Consider the following 16,754-nt stretch of genomic DNA (forward strand, 5'->3'; position numbering starts at 1 on the left):
AAGGAGGAACTGTTCAAATGGCAAAGGCAAAGTTTGAACGTAACAAACCGCACGTTAACATCGGTACTATTGGTCACGTCGACCATGGTAAAACAACTCTGACTGCTGCAATCACAACTGTATTGTCCAAAAAATACGGTGGTGCTGCAATTGCATTCGACCAAATCGACAAAGCTCCTGAAGAGCGCGAGCGTGGTATCACAATTTCTACATCCCACGTTGAATATGAAACTCCTAACCGTCACTACGCTCACGTAGACTGCCCTGGACACGCCGACTATGTTAAAAACATGATCACTGGCGCAGCGCAAATGGACGGAGCAATCCTGGTTGTATCCGCAGCTGACGGCCCTATGCCACAGACTCGCGAGCACATCCTGCTGTCCCGTCAAGTAGGCGTTCCTTACATCGTTGTATTCTTGAACAAATGCGACATGGTTGAGGACGAAGAGTTGCTTGAATTGGTTGAAATGGAAGTTCGCGATCTGCTTAGCGAATACGACTTCCCAGGCGATGACACTCCAATCGTTCGTGGATCTGCTCGTGAAGCTCTGCAGAACCCTGATGGCGAGTATGCACAGAAGATCGTTGAAATGTTCGAAACGATCGACACATACATCCCACTTCCAGAACGTCAGACTGACAAGCCTTTCTTGATGCCTGTCGAAGATGTATTCTCCATCACTGGCCGCGGTACTGTGGCAACTGGTCGCGTAGAACGCGGAACAGTTAAAGTCGGAGAAGAAATCGAAATCGTTGGTATTCACGAAGAAACTAAGAAGTCTGTAGTTACTGGCGTGGAAATGTTCCGCAAATTGCTTGATTCCGCTCAAGCTGGCGACAACATCGGCGCATTGCTGCGTGGTGTTGACCGTAACAACATCGAGCGTGGCCAAGTATTGGCTAAGCCGAACTCCGTTAAGCCACACACTGAGTTCACTGCTCAGATCTACGTTCTGACTAAAGAAGAAGGCGGACGTCACAAACCATTCTTCACTGGTTACCGTCCACAGTTCTACTTCCGTACAACTGACGTAACTGGTATCATCAACCTGCCAGAAGGTACTGAAATGGTTATGCCTGGTGACAACATCACTGTAACTGTTCAGCTGATCTCCCCAATCGCTATTGAAGAAGGTACTAAATTCTCCATTCGCGAAGGCGGACGTACAGTTGGTGCCGGTTCCGTAGCTTCTATCCAGAAATAATTCAGGCTCTATCCGTTAGGATAGACTGAATATAAGTCAGGCCCCCTTCGAATGAAGGGGGCCTGTTTTATTTTATAGATATGATTAAGAATTAGATTTCCTTCGCATAGTCCGCACTTGGCAACTTGGATAAAATCACATGCAGGCTGGACGGCGATGAACTATTATTCGTATAAGCGAATGACTCGTCACCGGCAATGTAGATGGTCTCTCCTTGGATGAAGGAGAACTCTTCCTCATTAACATGAATGGTACCGTCACCGTGTAAGGCGAGGATATAGACATCTGCTCCGGGGTGCTTGTGAACGGGCAGCTTTTGCCCAGGCATGAAATTAAGCACAAATACTACGCTATCGCCTTTTTGGAAAATGATCTTTTTGGTAAAGCGTTCCTCTTGATACTGTACGGCCTCAGCTAGTGTTTTCTTTTCCATTATAAATCCCTGCTTTCATTATATTAGTATTATTTAAAGCTTAACTTCGTACTCGCAGTGCTCATGACCGGTGACATTAGCTCTTCCACGGACTGGACAGGCAGGCTCTCGCCGATCTTTCTGCCAATGGTCACAGTCGTTCCCTTTCCGCCTAACGGCAATCCCTGGTTCATTCCAATTAGACGGATGGTCCGGAATAGTTCAAGGGGTACCATATTGCCCAGAGTTGTTCTATTCATCTGGCGCATGTCCTCAAAAGTGTATTGCTGCAAGCCCATCAACTCCTTGTCTCTCTATGAACCTATTGTATAGACAGGCGGCACGTTAATCCTTGATATAGATCAAGTTTTATGAAAATTTGTGCGTCCAGTCACCCGGCAGCGCTTCGATCATTGATATGGTGGGATAAGCGACAGTAGAGGAGGAATGATGTATGGAATGCAATACGTGCAGTTCTCATGCCTGTGTGCGTCAGGTTCCGGTATTCAGGAGTTTGTCCGATGAAGAATTGGTTATCATAGAATCAATCACAGAATCCCATTCATATAAAAAGGGTAGCCAAGTTTGCCGAGAAGGGGAGCCGTCTGAAGCCTTGTTTGTGGTGAAGAGCGGGCTTATCAAATTAACGAAGAACAGTAAAGAAGGGAAGCAGCATATTGTCCGTTTTCTTTTCCCGGGGGATTATTTCGGTCAGTTTGCCCTGCTTCATAATAAAAATAATGATGTAACGGCGGAGATTATTGAGAGTGGAGTGGTCTGCCGGATGCACCGGAAGGATTTCATTCCCCTGCTGGAGCAGAATGCGGGTCTGGCGTTTAGCTTTCTGATGTCTGTTAGTGAGCAGCTGCATCTGGCGGAAGAAACAGCAGGGGCACTGCATATGTTAGAAGTGGAAAAACGGTTAGCCCGGCTGCTAGTCTACTTGTACACGAGGAATCTACCAGAATCAGCTCTGACAATGCAAGCTTTAAGACATTCCGTGGATCTACCATCGGCGCAAAAAGAGGTGGCAGCGATGATCGGCACTACTGCCGAGACCCTAAGCCGCAAGCTGAACAAGCTGGAAGCGCTGAAGATCATCGCTATGCATAAAAGAACCGTGAATATTTTGGAGATGGAGACTCTAATTCAGCTCGCTGAAATCAGTCATTAACAATTTTCAGATAAAACCGTGTATTTTTAAACTTTTTTTCTGGAAAAGGTGATTTGTTTTGCAAAGGCTCTTGCAATATAGCCGCCTATTAGATATAATAATAAATGTTGTTCTGAGACGTTGCGATGATGTGAGAGGTTACTGACACACCCGGCCCCTTTGCCATGAGGTCGACGTCAGAAAATTTTCACGGAGTATGTCCGATAATAAATTGGGCGATAGAAGGAGGGACTAAAATGGCAAAGCAAAAAATTCGTATTCGCTTGAAAGCATACGACCACAGAATTCTTGATCAATCCGCAGAGAAAATCGTTGAAACAGCAAAACGTTCGGGTGCTGGTGTATCCGGGCCGATTCCGCTGCCAACTGAGAAGCAAATCATTACCATTCTCCGTGCGGTACACAAGTACAAGGATTCCCGTGAACAGTTTGAGCAACGGACTCACAAACGTTTGATTGATATTGTGAACCCAACACCACAAACTGTGGATGCCTTGATGCGCTTGGATCTACCGTCCGGTGTAGATATCGAAATCAAATTGTAATTCATTAAGTAATCAGGAAAAGAAAAGAGGTGTCAACATTGAAAGGTATCTTAGGAAAAAAACTCGGTATGACTCAAGTGTTTACTCCAGAAGGTAACGTAATCGCGGTTTCTGTTATCGAAGCTGGACCTTGTGTGGTACTGCAAAAGAAAGACCTGAATATCGACGGATATGAAGCAGTGCAGTTGGGCTTTTCCGATAAAAAGGAAAGTCGCTCCAACAAGCCTGAACAGGGTCACGCCAAAAAGGCAAATGCAACACCTAAGCGCTACGTTCGCGAAATTCGCGGTGTTGACCTCGGGTCACTCGAGGTTGGACAAGAGCTTAAGGCTGACATCTTCGCTGAAGGCGAGTTTGTTGACGTAACAGGTACTTCGAAGGGTAAAGGCTTCCAGGGTAACATCAAACGCTGGGGACAAAGCCGCGGACCAATGGCACACGGATCGCGTTACCACAGAAGACCGGGCTCGATGGGTTCCATCCAGGCTAACCGTGTTCCTAAGGGCAAACGCCTGCCAGGACATATGGGTCACACGACCGTAACGGTTCAAAAGCTTGAAATCATCCGGGTTGACGTAGAACGTAATGTACTGCTGGTTAAAGGCGCTATTCCAGGTCCTAAGAACAGCTTTGTGAAAGTTAAACAAACCGTTAAGAAATAATTACTGAAGAAAGGAGGAACATGAAATGCCAAAAGTAACACTTTTCAATACTAGTGGTAACGAAGTTGGCGAAGTTGAACTGAGTGATTCAGTTTTCGGTATTGAACCGAACGTACATGTGCTGCATGAAGCTGCACTTATGCAAAGAGCTTCCCTTCGTCGCGGTACACATAAAGTAAAAGGACGCTCTGAAGTGCGTGGCGGCGGACGTAAGCCTTGGAAACAAAAAGGTACAGGTCGTGCTCGTCAAGGCTCCATTCGTTCTCCACAATGGAAAGGCGGCGGCGTAGTCTTCGGACCAACACCACGCAGCTATTCCTGGAAATTGCCTAAGAAGGTTCGCCGGTTGGCCATCAAATCCGCGTTGTCCTCAAAAGTGCTTGAGAATGACATCATCGTATTGGATAGCTTGACTCTGAATGCTCCGAAGACGAAAGAATTCGCAGCGATTCTGAACAACCTTAAAGTGGGCAGCAAAGCCCTAATCGTAGCACCAAGCTATGATGATAATGTAGCACTTTCCGCTCGTAACATCCCTGGGGTGAAATTCGTAGCGGCTGACGGCATCAATGTTCTTGACGTACTGATGTACGACAAACTGATCATCACTAAAGAAGCAGTTCTGAAGGTAGAGGAGGTGTTCGCGTAATGAAAGATCCTCGTGATATAATTAAGCGTCCAGTGATTACGGAACGCACATCCGAATACATGAGCGAACTGAAGTACGCTTTTGAAGTGGATATCCGTGCTAACAAGACCGAAATCAAAAAAGCTGTCGAGGCTATTTTTAAAGTAAAAGTCGTTAGTGTGAACACAATGCGCGTACCTGGTAAACTGAAACGTTACGGCAAATACTCCGGTTATACTCCAGAGTGGAAAAAAGCCATCGTGAAGCTTAGCCCGGACAGCAAGCCGCTTGAGTTCTTTGAAGCGGTAGAATAATACTCTTAAAGTAAGGAGGAAACTATAGTGCCAATCAAAAAGTACAAACCGACCTCTCCGGCAAGACGCAACATGTCTGTGTCTACGTTTGAAGAAATTACAACAAACCAGCCAGAGAAATCGTTGCTGTCCCCGCTGTTCAAGCATGCCGGACGCAACAACCAAGGTAAAATTACGGTTCGTCACCATGGCGGCGGACACAAACGTAAATACCGTATCATCGACTTCAAGCGGACTAAAGACGGCATACCAGGTAGCGTTGCTACAATCGAGTATGACCCGAACCGTACTTCCAATATTGCTTTGATCCACTATGCTGATGGAGAGAAACGTTATATCATCGCTCCTAAAGGCCTTAAAGTTGGGGATAAAGTTGAGTCCGGCCCTGCTGCGGACATCAAAATTGGTAACAGCCTTCCGTTGATCAACATCCCGGTAGGTACAGTTATCCACAACATCGAGTTGAAACCAGGCAAAGGCGGACAATTGGTTCGTGCTGCAGGTACTGAAGCTCAGCTGCTGGGTAAAGAAGATAAATACGTATCTGTTCGTTTGAACTCGGGTGAGGTTCGCAGAATCCTCAGCGTTTGCCGTGCGACTATCGGAGCCGTAGGTAACGGAGATCACGAACTGATCAAGATTGGTAAAGCCGGACGCAGCCGCTGGCTCGGACGTCGTCCTGAAGTACGCGGTGTTGTCATGAACCCTAACGATCACCCACACGGTGGTGGTGAAGGCCGCGCTCCTATCGGACGGAAATCGCCAATGTCACCTTGGGGCAAACCAACCCTCGGCTACAAAACGCGTAAGAAAAACAAAGCATCTGATAAATATATCGTTCGCCGCCGCACAAAATAAGACGCTTCAGGCAAGTTAGTTAAGCGCGAAGCGTCGATTCGCGGTTTTGAAGAACTGGATGAAGGGAGGATTCACACATGGGTCGCAGTTTAAAGAAGGGGCCGTTCATCGATGGCTACCTGCTGAAAAAAGTTGAGGATTTGAACGAGACAGACAAGAAAGTCGTAGTAAAAACCTGGTCCCGTCGCTCAACCATTTTCCCTCAGTTTATCGGACATACGTTTGGTGTATATGACGGCCGCAAACACGTGCCTGTATACGTAACGGAAGATATGGTAGGTCACAAGTTGGGCGAGTTCGCGCCAACACGTACTTACAAAGGCCACGCGGGTGACGATAAGAAAACCAGAAGATAATTAACGTCTTCGTTTGAGAGGAGGGAAAACAATGGAAGCAAAAGCACATGCAAGATCGGTGCGGATTTCCGCTCGTAAAGCGAAACTGGTTGTTGACTTGATTCGCGGCAAGCAAGTGGGGGAAGCAATTGCAATTCTTCGCCACACTCCGAAGTCCGCTTCTCCGGTTGTTGAGAAGCTACTGAACTCGGCGATTGCGAACGCTGAGCATAACTACTCTATGGACGTTAACAGCTTATTCGTAAGCGAAGTTTTCGTTAACCAGGGTCCTACAATGAAACGTTTCCGTCCGCGCGCCATGGGCCGCGCAAGCCGGATCAATAAACGTACCAGCCACATTACTTTGGTGGTATCTGAGAAATAAGGAGGGATAACACGTGGGTCAAAAGGTAAATCCAGTCGGACTCCGAGTCGGTATTATTCGCGATTGGGAATCAAAATGGTATGCAGGCAAAGATTTCGGTACTCTTTTAATGGAAGACGTCAAAATCCGGGAATACCTTAAAGGCAAGTTGAAAGATTCCTCTGTTTCCCGCATCGAGATCGAAAGAGCGGCAAGCCGAGTGAACGTTACAATTCACACTGCCAAGCCAGGTATGGTAATTGGTAAAGGCGGAGCAGAAGTAGAAGTACTTCGCAGCGCAGTTACAACTATCGCCGGCGGTAAGAAAGTACACATCAACATCAATGAAATCAAACACCCTGAACTGGATGCTATTCTTGTTGCTGAAAGCATTGCACAACAGCTGGAACGTCGCGTATCGTTCCGTCGTGCTCTGAAACAAGCGATTCAAAGAACTATGCGTTCCGGCGCAAAGGGAATTAAAACTCAGGTTGGCGGACGTCTTGGCGGCGCTGAGATTGCCCGTTCAGAAGGTTATAGCGAAGGAACAGTTCCACTTCATACGCTTCGTGCTGATATCGATTACGGAACAGCTGAAGCACATACAACTTACGGCCGTATTGGCGTAAAAGTATGGATTTATCGTGGAGAAGTTCTTCCCCCAGCTAAGAAACAAGCTGCTCAGGAAGGAGGCAACTAATCATGTTGGTACCAAAGCGCGTTAAACACCGCAAGCAACAACGCGGTCACATGAAGGGTATGGCAAAAGGCGGAACCGAACTTAACTTCGGCGAATTCGGTTTGCAGGCACTGGAGCCATCTTGGATCACTAACCGTCAGATCGAAGCTGCTCGTATCGCAATGACACGTTATATCAAACGTGGCGGTCAGGTTTGGATCAAGATTTTCCCGGATAAGCCAATCACTCAGAAGCCTCTCGAGGTTCGTATGGGTAGTGGTAAAGGTAACGTTGAGAAGTGGGTAGCTGTAGTTAAACCGGGTAAGATTATGTTCGAACTCGGAGGCGTGTCGGAAGAAATCGCTCGTGAAGCGATGCGTCTTGCCGCTCACAAGCTGCCTGTAAAGACTAAGTTTGTGAAACGTGAAGAATTGGGTGGTGAAGCAAATGAAAGCTAATGAACTTCGCAACTTAACCACTGCTGAGATTGAACAGAAAATCGCCGGATTTAAGGAAGAACTTTTCAATCTCCGTTTCCAATTGGCAACAGGCCAACTGGACAACCCGACTCGGATTCGTGATGTGCGTAAGGAAATAGCTCGTGCTAAAACCGTTATCCATCAAAGAGTACTTGGGATTAGTTAAGTGACGGCGGATGCATAATCCGTAATCAGGAAGGAGGCTAATTATGAGCGAAGAGCGTAATGCACGTAAAGTGTTGATCGGTAAAGTAGTCAGCGACAAAATGGATAAAACCATCGTAATTGCTGTTGAAACCTATAAAAAGCACAATCTGTATCACAAACGCATCAAGTCCACGAAGAAATTCAAGGCACATGATGAAGAGAATGTAGCTAAAATTGGTGATGTCGTGAAAGTCATGGAAACTCGTCCATTGTCGAAGGACAAACGGTGGAGACTGGTTGAAGTGGTAGAAAAAGCGGTAATCATCTAAGACATGAAGCAGATCCCTTTCCGGAAGGAGGAAAATAATAATGATTCAACCATTTACACGTTTGCATGTGGCTGACAACTCTGGTGCGAAGGAACTGATGTGTATCCGCGTACTGGGTGGTACTGGACGCCGTACAGCAGCAATCGGCGATCTGATCGTTTGTTCCGTTAAACAAGCAACACCAGGCGGCGTTGTCAAAAAAGGTGATGTTGTTAGAGCGGTAGTTGTTCGTACAAAACGTTCGGTACGCCGTAAAGATGGATCTTACATCGCATTCGACGAAAATGCAGCTGTTGTTGTCAAAGACGACAGAAGCCCGCGCGGAACACGTATCTTCGGACCAGTTGCTCGCGAACTTCGCGACAAGGACTACATGAAGATCGTTTCCTTGGCACCGGAAGTAATCTAAAAATCCGAGTGATGCTCGGTTGTACTTGAAAAGGTCAGTTATAGGAGGTGTAATCAATGCCTAGAGTTAAAAAAGTTCTGGAATCCCATAACAATAAACTGCACGTGAAAAAAGATGATGTGGTGCTTGTGATCAGCGGGAAAGACAAAGGTAAAAAAGGCCGTGTCATCGCTGCTTATCCTCGTGAAAACCGCGTCCTGGTAGAAGGCGTGAACATGGTGAAGAAACACCAGAAGCCTAACCAGTTGAATCCGCAAGGCGGAATCATCGAGCAGGAAGCTTCGATTCATGTGTCTAACGTAATGCACATTGATCCGAAGAGCGGGAAAGTTACGCGTATCGGCTATAAAGTACTAGATAACGGTAAGAAGGTTCGGGTAGCAAAAAGATCCGGAGAGATTATCGACTAATACAGTCCTAATGAAAGGAGGTAAATCTTCATGGCAGCAAGAATGAAAGAACGTTATCTGAATGAAATCACACCATCTTTGATGCAGAAGTTTAACTACACAACAGTTATGCAAGTGCCTAAGATCGAGAAGATCGTCATCAACATGGGTGTAGGTGACGCTGTTCAAAACTCCAAAGTACTTGACGCTGCAGTTAACGATATGCAATTGATTTCTGGCCAAAAGCCCGTTATCACTAAAGCTAAGAAATCCATCGCCGGTTTCAAACTGCGCGAGAATATGCCGATCGGGGTTAAAGTAACACTGCGCGGCGAGCGTATGTATTACTTCCTGGATAAATTGATCAACGTAACGCTTCCACGCGTTCGTGACTTCCGTGGTATTTCCAGCAAAGCCTTTGATGGCCGTGGTAACTACACACTGGGTCTTAAAGAACAATTGATCTTCCCGGAAATCGAGTATGACAAAGTGGATAAGGTTCGCGGTATGGACATCGTTATTGTAACGACTGCTAAGACGGACGAGGAATCCCGTGAGTTGCTGAATCAGCTGGGAATGCCTTTCACAAAATAAGAATCATCCATTTCTCCGAAAATGTTTAGGAGGTGTCAGTCTAAGTGGCAAAGACTTCAATGAAAGTTAAACAACAACGCGAGCCTAAGTTCAAAGTACGTGCATACACACGTTGCGAGCGTTGCGGTCGTCCACATTCGGTACTGCAAAAGTTCAAAATTTGCAGAATTTGTTTCCGTGAATTAGCTTATAAAGGCCAGATTCCTGGCGTGAAAAAAGCAAGTTGGTAAGAAGTTTATAAACGGGAAGGAGGTTTACACACATGACTATGTCTGATCCTATTGCAGATATGCTTACTCGTATTCGTAACGCCAACACTGTGCGTCACGAGACAGTAGAAATGCCTGCTTCTACTATGAAAAAACAAATCGCGGACATCTTGAAGCGTGAGGGCTTCATCCGTGATGCTGAATTCGTTGAAGATAGCAAACAAGGGATTATCCGTATTTTCCTGAAATACGGCCCAAGCCAGGAGCGCGTTATCACTGGTCTGAAAAGAATCAGTAAACCAGGTCTGCGCGTATACACGAAGAGCAATGAAGTGCCTCGTGTACTCGGTGGCCTTGGAATCGCGATTATCTCCACATCTAAGGGAGTTATGACCGACAAAGAAGCTCGTCAATCTAAATCCGGCGGAGAAGTTGTCTGCTACATTTGGTAATAAACGTCACAAGATAAGGAGGTGCAACACATGTCTCGTATTGGTCGCAAACCAATCGCAGTACCTAGCGGTGTAGATGTCACTTTGGACAACGCCGTTATTACAGTAAAAGGTCCTAAAGGCACTTTGACTCGTGAGCTTCATAAAGACATGAAGATTACAGTTGAAAATAACGAAATCACTGTTGTTCGCCCGTCGGACAACAAATTGCATCGTTCACTTCACGGCACAACCCGCTCCGTTGTCAACAACATGGTGAGTGGTGTGACTGAAGGTTTCTCGAAATCTCTGGAACTGGTTGGGGTCGGATATCGTGCAAGCAAATCCGGAGATAAAATCGTATTGAACGTTGGTTACTCCCACCCGGTTGAAATTACACCGGAAGCGGGTATCGAGTTCGATGTTCCTGCGAACACGAAGATCATCGTTAGAGGGATTGACAAAGAACGCGTTGGCGCTTATGCTGCCAAAATTCGTTCCGTACGTGAACCTGAACCATACAAAGGTAAAGGTATCAAATATGAAGGCGAGCGTATCATCCGCAAGGAAGGTAAAGCTGGTAAGAAGAAATAACCAGCTCTACCTTAATTGTAAGATACCCCGTGCATCTTAAAGTGAAGCTGTTTACGGCAAACTGAAGGGAGTGAAAGGGAAGTCATGATTACAAAAGAGGATAAAAACAAGGCTCGTCTCAAAAGACACCTGCGTGTTCGTAAGAAGATCCAGGGTACTACTGAGCGTCCACGTTTGAATGTGTTCCGTTCTTCGAAACACATCTACGCTCAACTGATCGATGATGTGACTGGCGTTACTATCGTATCGGCCTCCACACTTGATAAGGAATTGAGTGCTACAATCGGAAATGGCGGCAGCGTTGAAGCTGCAAGCAAAGTGGGTCAATTGATCGCTGAGCGTGCCAAAGAAAAGGGTTATGCTGTGGTTGTATTTGACCGCGGTGGATACTTGTACCATGGACGGATTCAGGCTCTGGCTAGCGCAGCTCGCGAAGCTGGTCTTGAATTCTAGAATATTTCTAAAAGGAGGTTAACGACTTGCGTGTAGATCCGAACAGTTTAGAACTGACAGAAAGAGTTGTACACATCAACCGTGTTGCAAAAGTTGTAAAAGGCGGACGCCGTTTCAGCTTTAGTGCACTTGTTGTTGTGGGCGACGGCAACGGCTACGTTGGTGCTGGTATCGGTAAAGCCGGCGAAGTTCCGGATGCCATCCGTAAAGGCATTGAAGACGCCAAGAAAAACCTGATCCACATTCCAATCGTAGGAACTTCGATTCCTCACCTGGTTACTGGACATTTCGGCGCAGGACGCGTTCTGCTGAAACCAGCATCCGAAGGTACCGGCGTTATCGCTGGTGGACCGGTTCGTGCGGTGCTTGAATTGGCAGGCGTTGGCGATATCTTGACAAAATCTTTGGGTTCTTCGAATTCCATGAACATGGTCAATGCTACTCTAGAGGGACTTTCCCGTCTGAAGCGCATTGAAGAGGTCGCGAAGCTTCGCGGCAAATCTGTCGAAGAATTACGCGGTTAAGGAGGGGAACGTCAATGGCTAAATTGCAAATTACCCTCGTACGCAGTGTAATTGGACGTCCAGAAACACAACGTGTTACTGTTAAGACGCTCGGCCTGCGCAAAACCAACTCGTCCGTGGTTCACAACGACACTCCTGCAATTCGCGGGATGATCAACAAAGTGAGCCACTTGCTGTCCGTTACTGAAATTGAAGGCTAAACAGCCTCGCATAAATTAACAAACATAAGGAGGTGCAAACGATGAAGTTACATGAACTTGCTCCAGCTCCTGGATCACGGAAAGAACGCAACCGCGTTGGTCGTGGACCAAGTAGCGGTAACGGTAAAACTTCGGGCCGTGGACACAAAGGTCAAAACTCCCGTTCCGGCGGTGGTGTACGTCCAGGCTTCGAGGGTGGACAAAACCCACTCTATCGTCGTCTGCCTAAACGTGGTTTCGTCAATCCTACCCGTAAAGAGTACGCGATTGTGAACCTGGAAGATCTGAATAGCTTTGCAGAAGGAACAGAAGTAACTCCTGAGCTTTTGCTTGAAACTGGTGTTGTCAGCAACACTAAGAGCGGTATCAAGATTCTCGGCAATGGTGAACTGGCTGTTAAATTGACTGTCAAAGCAAATAAGTTCTCTCAATCTGCGGTAGAGAAAATCGAAGCTGCCGGCGGTAAAACCGAGGTGATCTAATGTTCAAGACGCTTAAGAATATATGGCATGTTGAAGATTTGCGCAAAAAGATCCTGTTTACCCTGTTCGTTCTGATCATTTACCGCATCGGTTCGTTTGTACCGGTTCCCGGTGTGAACAAAGAAGTACTGGAATCAACAAATCAGGGCGGAGACGCTTTGATGGGTCTTTTGAACACCTTCTCGGGCGGAGCGCTCAAAAACTTCTCGATTTTTGCGATCAGCATTTACCCGTATATCACAGCATCCATCATCGTTCAATTGCTTTCGATGGATGTTGTCCCTAAGTTTGCCGAATGGGCTAAGCAAGGGGAACACGGGAAAAAGCAGCTGGCGCAAATTACGCGTTACGGCACAGTAGTGCTAGGTTTGATCCAAGCGTTTGCCACATCTATCGGGTTTAACCGGATTTATGGCACTGAGATGATTCCAAATGCAACCTTTGCGGATTACCTGCTTATTGCGATCATATTGACGGCGGGTACATCGTTCTTGATGTGGTTAGGTGAGCAGATCACTGAAAAGGGTATAGGAAACGGGATTTCGATCCTGATTTTTGCGGGAATCGTCGCCGCCTTTCCGGGATATATCACCACTACGGCGCAATCAAGCTTCATTCAGCCGGGTCAGATGTTCCTGAATATTCTTAAAGTCGTTATTGTACTGATCGTGGTTGTTGCGATTATTGTCGGGGTGATCTTTGTTCAACAAGGTATCCGTAAAATCCCTGTACAATATGCCAAGCGCGTAGTCGGTAACAAAATGTACGGTGGACAGAATACGCACATTCCGCTTAAAATTAATGCGGCTGGTGTAATTCCTGTTATCTTCGCCGTTTCACTGCTTCAATTCCCGGTCGTTTTATCGAGCTTCTGGTCCACCCACGCTTGGGCTAAATGGGTCTCGGCCAATCTGGATCATACCAAGCCGCTCGGCATGCTGCTGTATGTAGTCATGATCATCGGATTCACGTTCTTCTATACGTTTGTCCAGATGAACCCGCAGCAAATGGCTGACAATATGAAAAAGAATGGCGGATACATTCCAGGTATACGTCCAGGTAAGGCTACTGAGAAATATCTGACTAGAGTTATGTCGCGTCTGACCATGTCCGGTGCGCTCTTCCTGTCATTAATCTCTGTACTGCCAGTATTATTTGGATCGTTGTCCGGGTTACCGAAGCAAGTGCAGATTGGTGGTACGGCACTGCTTATCGTTATCGGTGTTGCACTGGATACCATGAAGCAGATCGAGAGCCAATTGATCAAACGCCATTACAAAGGCTTCATCAATAAATAGGCGATAGGTTCCGGAGAAGTACCTAAGGCTTTAAACTTCCCGGTACCTATTGTGCTGTTTCTTGCTTGGTGGCGAACTTTCGGGGGGAGAAGAGAATCGTGAACATTTTATTCATGGGCCCTCCTGGGGCAGGCAAGGGAACACAAGCCGCTGTTGTTGTAAAAGAGTTGGGTATTCCTCATATTTCGACTGGTGATGCATTCCGCTTGGCTATTAAGCAAGGCACACCGGTTGGACTTAAGGCCAAATCTTATATTGATCAAGGGTTGCTTGTACCTGATGATGTGACTATTGGAATCGTCGAAGAACGGCTGCAGCAGTCCGATTGCGAAAAAGGTTTTTTATTGGATGGCTTTCCAAGAACCCTTTCGCAAGCGGAAGCGCTGGGAGAAATCCTCAGCCGGCTTGGAACTTCACTGGATCACGTTGTCAACTTGAATGTGGACCGCGGACTGCTGATGGCGCGTCTTACCGGACGCCGGATCTGCTCAGTATGCGGAACATCCTACCATTTAATTTTCAACCCGCCGAAGCAAGAAGGCGTCTGCGACATTGATGGCGGAGAATTGTATCAGCGTCCGGATGACAACGAAGAAAGTGTAGGCAAGCGTCTGGATGAGTACGATAACAAGACAGCGCCGCTGCTTGCATTTTATGACGATAAAGGTCTTGTGCGTCAGGTCAACGGAGAAAACGAAATCAATGTCGTTTCTTCTGAAATCGTATCTATGCTGCGGGGTTAATGTAATGATCATTTGCAAATCCGAACAGGAACTTGTCTTTATGAGGGAAGCTGGTCGAATTGTTGCCGAGAGTCACCGTCTTATTGCTGAAGCTATCCAGCCAGGCATTACTACCGGTGAGCTCGACAGAATCGCCGATGGGTACATTCGCAGTCAGGGTGCTGTGCCGTCTTTCAAAGGCTACAACGGTTTTCCTGCCAGCATTTGCGCTTCAGTCAACGAACAATTGGTGCACGGATTTCCAGGGAAACGCAAACTGGTAGAAGGCGACATCGTTACGCTGGATATCGGTGCAGAGTACCGTGGTTATCACGGTGATTCCGCCTGGACATACGGGGTGGGCAGCATCTCCGAAGAGGCTCAGCGTCTGCTGGACGTCACGGAAGGCTCCCTGTACGCTGGACTGGCGTTAGTCAAACCGGATGTGCGCTTGTTTACAATCTCCCATGCCATTCAGTCATACATTGAAGACGCCGGATTCTCCGTTGTCCGCGAGTATGTTGGTCATGGCATTGGGGCAGAACTGCATGAAGAACCGCAAATTCCGAACTATGGCATAGCGGACCGCGGACCACGTCTGAAGCCGGGTATGGTACTCGCCATTGAGCCGATGGTTAACGCTGGAGAACGTTATGTCAGAACGCTGGATGATAACTGGACGGTCGTTACGGTAGACGGTTCACTGTGCGCTCACTTCGAGCATACAGTAGCAGTTACACCGGACGGCATGGAAATTTTCACAAAACTGAATGCGTAGGTGATCTTCACGTGAATACTGGGAGCAGCCCGCAGGTTGGTCAAATCGTGAGAATCCTCAAAGGCAAGGATGCCGGAGAGGCTGCCGTTGTTATCGCAGTTGTGGATAGCAGATTTGTATATATTGCTGATGGGGACAAACGTAAGTTTGACAGCCCAAAGAAGAAGAATATTCAGCATCTGGAGCTCATACCCTTCATCAGCAGTGAGATTGTAGACAGTTTGGAAGAAACCGGCCGGGTCACCAACGGAAAGCTGCGGTTTGCAGTGATGAAGTATGGCCAGCCCGCTGGAAAAAGTGCTAATGAGAAAGGAGACTAACTGTGGCTAAGGAAGACGTCATTGAGGTAGAAGGAACGGTTATTGAGCCGTTGCCTAACGCAACTTTTAAGGTTGAGCTTGAGAACGGTCATCAAATACTTGCCCATGTGTCCGGGAAATTGCGGATGCACTTTATCCGTATCCTAACCGGAGACAAAGTGGTCGTGCAGTTATCGCCTTATGATTTATCAAAAGGCCGTATAACTTACCGTAAATAGATGGGAACTACAACAAAAGTTTTGCTTCGCAAAACTTTGAGGAGGTAATTAACATGAAGGTAAGACCTTCTGTAAAGCCCATTTGCGAAAAATGCAAAGTCATCCGCCGCAAAGGGACTGTTATGGTAATTTGCGAAAATCCGAAACACAAACAAAAACAAGGTTAAGAAGGGGGTGTAGCGTAAAATGGCTCGTATAGCTGGAGTGGATTTGCCACGTGATAAGCGCGTTGAGATCGCCTTGACTTATATTTTCGGAATCGGTAAAACGACTTCCCAGAAAATTCTTAATGAAACAGGCATTGACGTTAACACACGTGTCCGTGATTTGACGGAAGATGAAGTCAGCAAACTGCGTGAAACGATCGACAAAGAGGTTAAGGTTGAAGGTGACCTTCGTCGTGAAATTTCCTTGAATATTAAGCGTCTTACTGAGATCGGCTGTTACCGCGGTGTTCGTCACCGTCGTGGATTGCCTGTTCGCGGTCAACGTACCAAAACCAATGCTCGTACCCGTAAAGGCCCGCGTCGTACTGTAGCAAACAAAAAGAAATAAGAAGAGGTGATAAGAGACAATGGCTAAACCGAAAAAAGTCGTACGTACGAAACGTCGCGACCGGAAAAATATCGAGTCTGGCGTGGCACATATCCGTTCCACGTTCAATAACACTATCGTTACGATCACGGATCCCCACGGAAATGCAATTTCCTGGGCAAGCTCCGGCGGTCAAGGATTCAAAGGTTCCCGTAAATCGACTCCATTTGCAGCGCAAATGGCAGCCGAAACAGCTGCTAAGGCAGCTATGGAACACGGCATGAAGTCCGTTGAAGTTATGGTTAAAGGACCGGGCGCGGGCCGCGAAGCAGCCATCCGTTCCCTTCAGGCCGCTGGTCTTGAAGTAAACCTCATTAAAGACGTTACTCCAGTTCCTCACAATGGATGCCGTCCGCCGAAGCGTCGCCGCGTTTAGTACAATCAGAATTGTGATTGTGGTATAAT

33 protein-coding genes are annotated in these 16,754 nt (G+C 47.0%); 31 read left to right on the top strand and 2 right to left on the bottom strand.

Annotated features, from left to right (window positions below; translation table 11 throughout):
- Positions 1-17: 17 nt before the first annotated feature.
- Complete coding sequence (tuf, locus tag MHH78_RS05975) at positions 18-1,208, top strand: elongation factor Tu (protein ID WP_076081735.1); 1,191 nt, start codon at positions 18-20, stop codon at positions 1,206-1,208.
- A 91-nt stretch (positions 1,209-1,299) separates the two neighbouring features.
- On the opposite strand, the gene MHH78_RS05980 is transcribed toward tuf, so the two are convergent.
- The gene (locus tag MHH78_RS05980) at positions 1,300-1,641 is read right to left on the bottom strand and encodes a cupin domain-containing protein (protein WP_341166889.1); all 342 of its coding nucleotides are present in this window, start codon (positions 1,639-1,641) and stop codon (positions 1,300-1,302) included.
- Positions 1,642-1,670: 29 nt separating this feature from the next.
- Positions 1,671-1,880, bottom strand: a complete 210-nt coding sequence (locus tag MHH78_RS05985; protein ID WP_143803808.1) for a hypothetical protein — start codon at positions 1,878-1,880, stop codon at positions 1,671-1,673.
- A gap of 194 nt (positions 1,881-2,074) precedes the next feature.
- On the opposite strand from MHH78_RS05985, the gene MHH78_RS05990 reads away from it, so the two are divergent.
- The 30 genes from MHH78_RS05990 (at position 2,075) to rpsK (ending at position 16,725) form a co-directional block, all read left to right on the top strand.
- A complete protein-coding gene (locus tag MHH78_RS05990; RefSeq protein WP_076081738.1) occupies positions 2,075-2,794 on the top strand; it encodes a Crp/Fnr family transcriptional regulator in 720 nt (239 codons plus the stop codon).
- Positions 2,795-3,030: 236 nt separating this feature from the next.
- Complete coding sequence (gene rpsJ, locus MHH78_RS05995) at positions 3,031-3,339, top strand: 30S ribosomal protein S10 (RefSeq protein WP_017692074.1); 309 nt, start codon at positions 3,031-3,033, stop codon at positions 3,337-3,339.
- 38 nt (positions 3,340-3,377) lie between these two features.
- Positions 3,378-4,001 carry a 50S ribosomal protein L3 gene (gene rplC, locus MHH78_RS06000; RefSeq protein WP_036721840.1) on the top strand — a complete coding sequence of 208 codons (624 nt, stop codon included), beginning with the start codon at positions 3,378-3,380 and terminating at the stop codon, positions 3,999-4,001.
- A gap of 25 nt (positions 4,002-4,026) precedes the next feature.
- Complete coding sequence (rplD, locus tag MHH78_RS06005; RefSeq protein ID WP_341166890.1) at positions 4,027-4,650, top strand: 50S ribosomal protein L4; 624 nt, start codon at positions 4,027-4,029, stop codon at positions 4,648-4,650.
- On the top strand, positions 4,650-4,943 hold the full coding sequence (gene rplW, locus MHH78_RS06010; RefSeq protein ID WP_019908225.1) for a 50S ribosomal protein L23: 294 nt from the start codon (positions 4,650-4,652) through the stop codon (positions 4,941-4,943). The genes rplD and rplW overlap by 1 nt, the downstream gene beginning before the upstream one ends.
- A gap of 27 nt (positions 4,944-4,970) precedes the next feature.
- The gene (rplB, locus tag MHH78_RS06015; protein WP_036692392.1) at positions 4,971-5,801 is read left to right on the top strand and encodes a 50S ribosomal protein L2; all 831 of its coding nucleotides are present in this window, start codon (positions 4,971-4,973) and stop codon (positions 5,799-5,801) included.
- 77 nt (positions 5,802-5,878) lie between these two features.
- Positions 5,879-6,157 (top strand): 30S ribosomal protein S19, encoded by a 279-nt coding sequence (gene rpsS / locus MHH78_RS06020; protein WP_036692395.1) that lies wholly within the window; start codon positions 5,879-5,881, stop codon positions 6,155-6,157.
- A 31-nt stretch (positions 6,158-6,188) separates the two neighbouring features.
- The gene (rplV, locus tag MHH78_RS06025) at positions 6,189-6,521 is read left to right on the top strand and encodes a 50S ribosomal protein L22 (protein WP_019908228.1); all 333 of its coding nucleotides are present in this window, start codon (positions 6,189-6,191) and stop codon (positions 6,519-6,521) included.
- 13 nt (positions 6,522-6,534) lie between these two features.
- A complete protein-coding gene (rpsC, locus tag MHH78_RS06030; protein ID WP_036721832.1) occupies positions 6,535-7,200 on the top strand; it encodes a 30S ribosomal protein S3 in 666 nt (221 codons plus the stop codon).
- Positions 7,201-7,202: 2 nt separating this feature from the next.
- Positions 7,203-7,637, top strand: a complete 435-nt coding sequence (rplP, locus tag MHH78_RS06035) for a 50S ribosomal protein L16 (RefSeq protein WP_020427064.1) — start codon at positions 7,203-7,205, stop codon at positions 7,635-7,637.
- A complete protein-coding gene (gene rpmC / locus MHH78_RS06040; RefSeq protein ID WP_019908232.1) occupies positions 7,627-7,824 on the top strand; it encodes a 50S ribosomal protein L29 in 198 nt (65 codons plus the stop codon). Before rplP ends, rpmC begins: the two co-directional genes overlap by 11 nt.
- Before the next feature lie 43 nt (positions 7,825-7,867).
- Positions 7,868-8,134, top strand: coding sequence for a 30S ribosomal protein S17 (gene rpsQ / locus MHH78_RS06045; RefSeq protein WP_036692400.1), 267 nt, complete (start codon positions 7,868-7,870; stop codon positions 8,132-8,134).
- 40 nt (positions 8,135-8,174) lie between these two features.
- The gene (gene rplN / locus MHH78_RS06050; RefSeq protein WP_036680556.1) at positions 8,175-8,543 is read left to right on the top strand and encodes a 50S ribosomal protein L14; all 369 of its coding nucleotides are present in this window, start codon (positions 8,175-8,177) and stop codon (positions 8,541-8,543) included.
- 56 nt (positions 8,544-8,599) lie between these two features.
- Positions 8,600-8,953, top strand: coding sequence for a 50S ribosomal protein L24 (gene rplX / locus MHH78_RS06055; protein WP_019908235.1), 354 nt, complete (start codon positions 8,600-8,602; stop codon positions 8,951-8,953).
- Between the two features lie 30 nt (positions 8,954-8,983).
- Entirely contained in the window at positions 8,984-9,526 is a 543-nt protein-coding gene (gene rplE, locus MHH78_RS06060) for a 50S ribosomal protein L5 (protein ID WP_036721829.1), read from the top strand.
- Positions 9,527-9,570: 44 nt separating this feature from the next.
- The gene (locus MHH78_RS06065) at positions 9,571-9,756 is read left to right on the top strand and encodes a type Z 30S ribosomal protein S14 (protein WP_036589425.1); all 186 of its coding nucleotides are present in this window, start codon (positions 9,571-9,573) and stop codon (positions 9,754-9,756) included.
- Between the two features lie 32 nt (positions 9,757-9,788).
- On the top strand, positions 9,789-10,187 hold the full coding sequence (gene rpsH / locus MHH78_RS06070) for a 30S ribosomal protein S8 (protein ID WP_036692403.1): 399 nt from the start codon (positions 9,789-9,791) through the stop codon (positions 10,185-10,187).
- 30 nt (positions 10,188-10,217) lie between these two features.
- Entirely contained in the window at positions 10,218-10,760 is a 543-nt protein-coding gene (gene rplF, locus MHH78_RS06075; RefSeq protein ID WP_036721827.1) for a 50S ribosomal protein L6, read from the top strand.
- A gap of 84 nt (positions 10,761-10,844) precedes the next feature.
- Positions 10,845-11,213, top strand: coding sequence for a 50S ribosomal protein L18 (gene rplR / locus MHH78_RS06080; protein ID WP_036692407.1), 369 nt, complete (start codon positions 10,845-10,847; stop codon positions 11,211-11,213).
- 26 nt (positions 11,214-11,239) lie between these two features.
- The gene (gene rpsE / locus MHH78_RS06085; protein ID WP_036652980.1) at positions 11,240-11,737 is read left to right on the top strand and encodes a 30S ribosomal protein S5; all 498 of its coding nucleotides are present in this window, start codon (positions 11,240-11,242) and stop codon (positions 11,735-11,737) included.
- A 14-nt stretch (positions 11,738-11,751) separates the two neighbouring features.
- Positions 11,752-11,937 (top strand): 50S ribosomal protein L30, encoded by a 186-nt coding sequence (gene rpmD / locus MHH78_RS06090; protein ID WP_019908243.1) that lies wholly within the window; start codon positions 11,752-11,754, stop codon positions 11,935-11,937.
- Positions 11,938-11,978: 41 nt separating this feature from the next.
- Positions 11,979-12,419, top strand: a complete 441-nt coding sequence (gene rplO, locus MHH78_RS06095; protein WP_036692409.1) for a 50S ribosomal protein L15 — start codon at positions 11,979-11,981, stop codon at positions 12,417-12,419.
- A complete protein-coding gene (secY, locus tag MHH78_RS06100) occupies positions 12,419-13,717 on the top strand; it encodes a preprotein translocase subunit SecY (RefSeq protein ID WP_036721825.1) in 1,299 nt (432 codons plus the stop codon). Before rplO ends, secY begins: the two co-directional genes overlap by 1 nt.
- Positions 13,718-13,815: 98 nt before the next feature.
- Positions 13,816-14,460, top strand: a complete 645-nt coding sequence (locus MHH78_RS06105) for an adenylate kinase (RefSeq protein WP_036721823.1) — start codon at positions 13,816-13,818, stop codon at positions 14,458-14,460.
- Positions 14,461-14,464: 4 nt separating this feature from the next.
- On the top strand, positions 14,465-15,217 hold the full coding sequence (map, locus tag MHH78_RS06110; protein ID WP_036721822.1) for a type I methionyl aminopeptidase: 753 nt from the start codon (positions 14,465-14,467) through the stop codon (positions 15,215-15,217).
- Positions 15,218-15,228: 11 nt separating this feature from the next.
- On the top strand, positions 15,229-15,537 hold the full coding sequence (locus MHH78_RS06115; RefSeq protein WP_036721819.1) for a KOW domain-containing RNA-binding protein: 309 nt from the start codon (positions 15,229-15,231) through the stop codon (positions 15,535-15,537).
- Positions 15,538-15,539: 2 nt separating this feature from the next.
- A complete protein-coding gene (gene infA, locus MHH78_RS06120) occupies positions 15,540-15,755 on the top strand; it encodes a translation initiation factor IF-1 (RefSeq protein WP_018753971.1) in 216 nt (71 codons plus the stop codon).
- A 53-nt stretch (positions 15,756-15,808) separates the two neighbouring features.
- Positions 15,809-15,922 carry a 50S ribosomal protein L36 gene (rpmJ, locus tag MHH78_RS06125; RefSeq protein ID WP_003322638.1) on the top strand — a complete coding sequence of 38 codons (114 nt, stop codon included), beginning with the start codon at positions 15,809-15,811 and terminating at the stop codon, positions 15,920-15,922.
- A gap of 19 nt (positions 15,923-15,941) precedes the next feature.
- Entirely contained in the window at positions 15,942-16,310 is a 369-nt protein-coding gene (gene rpsM / locus MHH78_RS06130; RefSeq protein WP_036721817.1) for a 30S ribosomal protein S13, read from the top strand.
- 19 nt (positions 16,311-16,329) lie between these two features.
- On the top strand, positions 16,330-16,725 hold the full coding sequence (rpsK, locus tag MHH78_RS06135; protein WP_020427052.1) for a 30S ribosomal protein S11: 396 nt from the start codon (positions 16,330-16,332) through the stop codon (positions 16,723-16,725).
- Positions 16,726-16,754 lie beyond the last annotated feature (29 nt).

The organism is Paenibacillus sp. FSL H3-0333, from assembly GCF_038002805.1.
Classification (GTDB): domain Bacteria; phylum Bacillota; class Bacilli; order Paenibacillales; family Paenibacillaceae; genus Paenibacillus_AQ; species Paenibacillus_AQ silagei.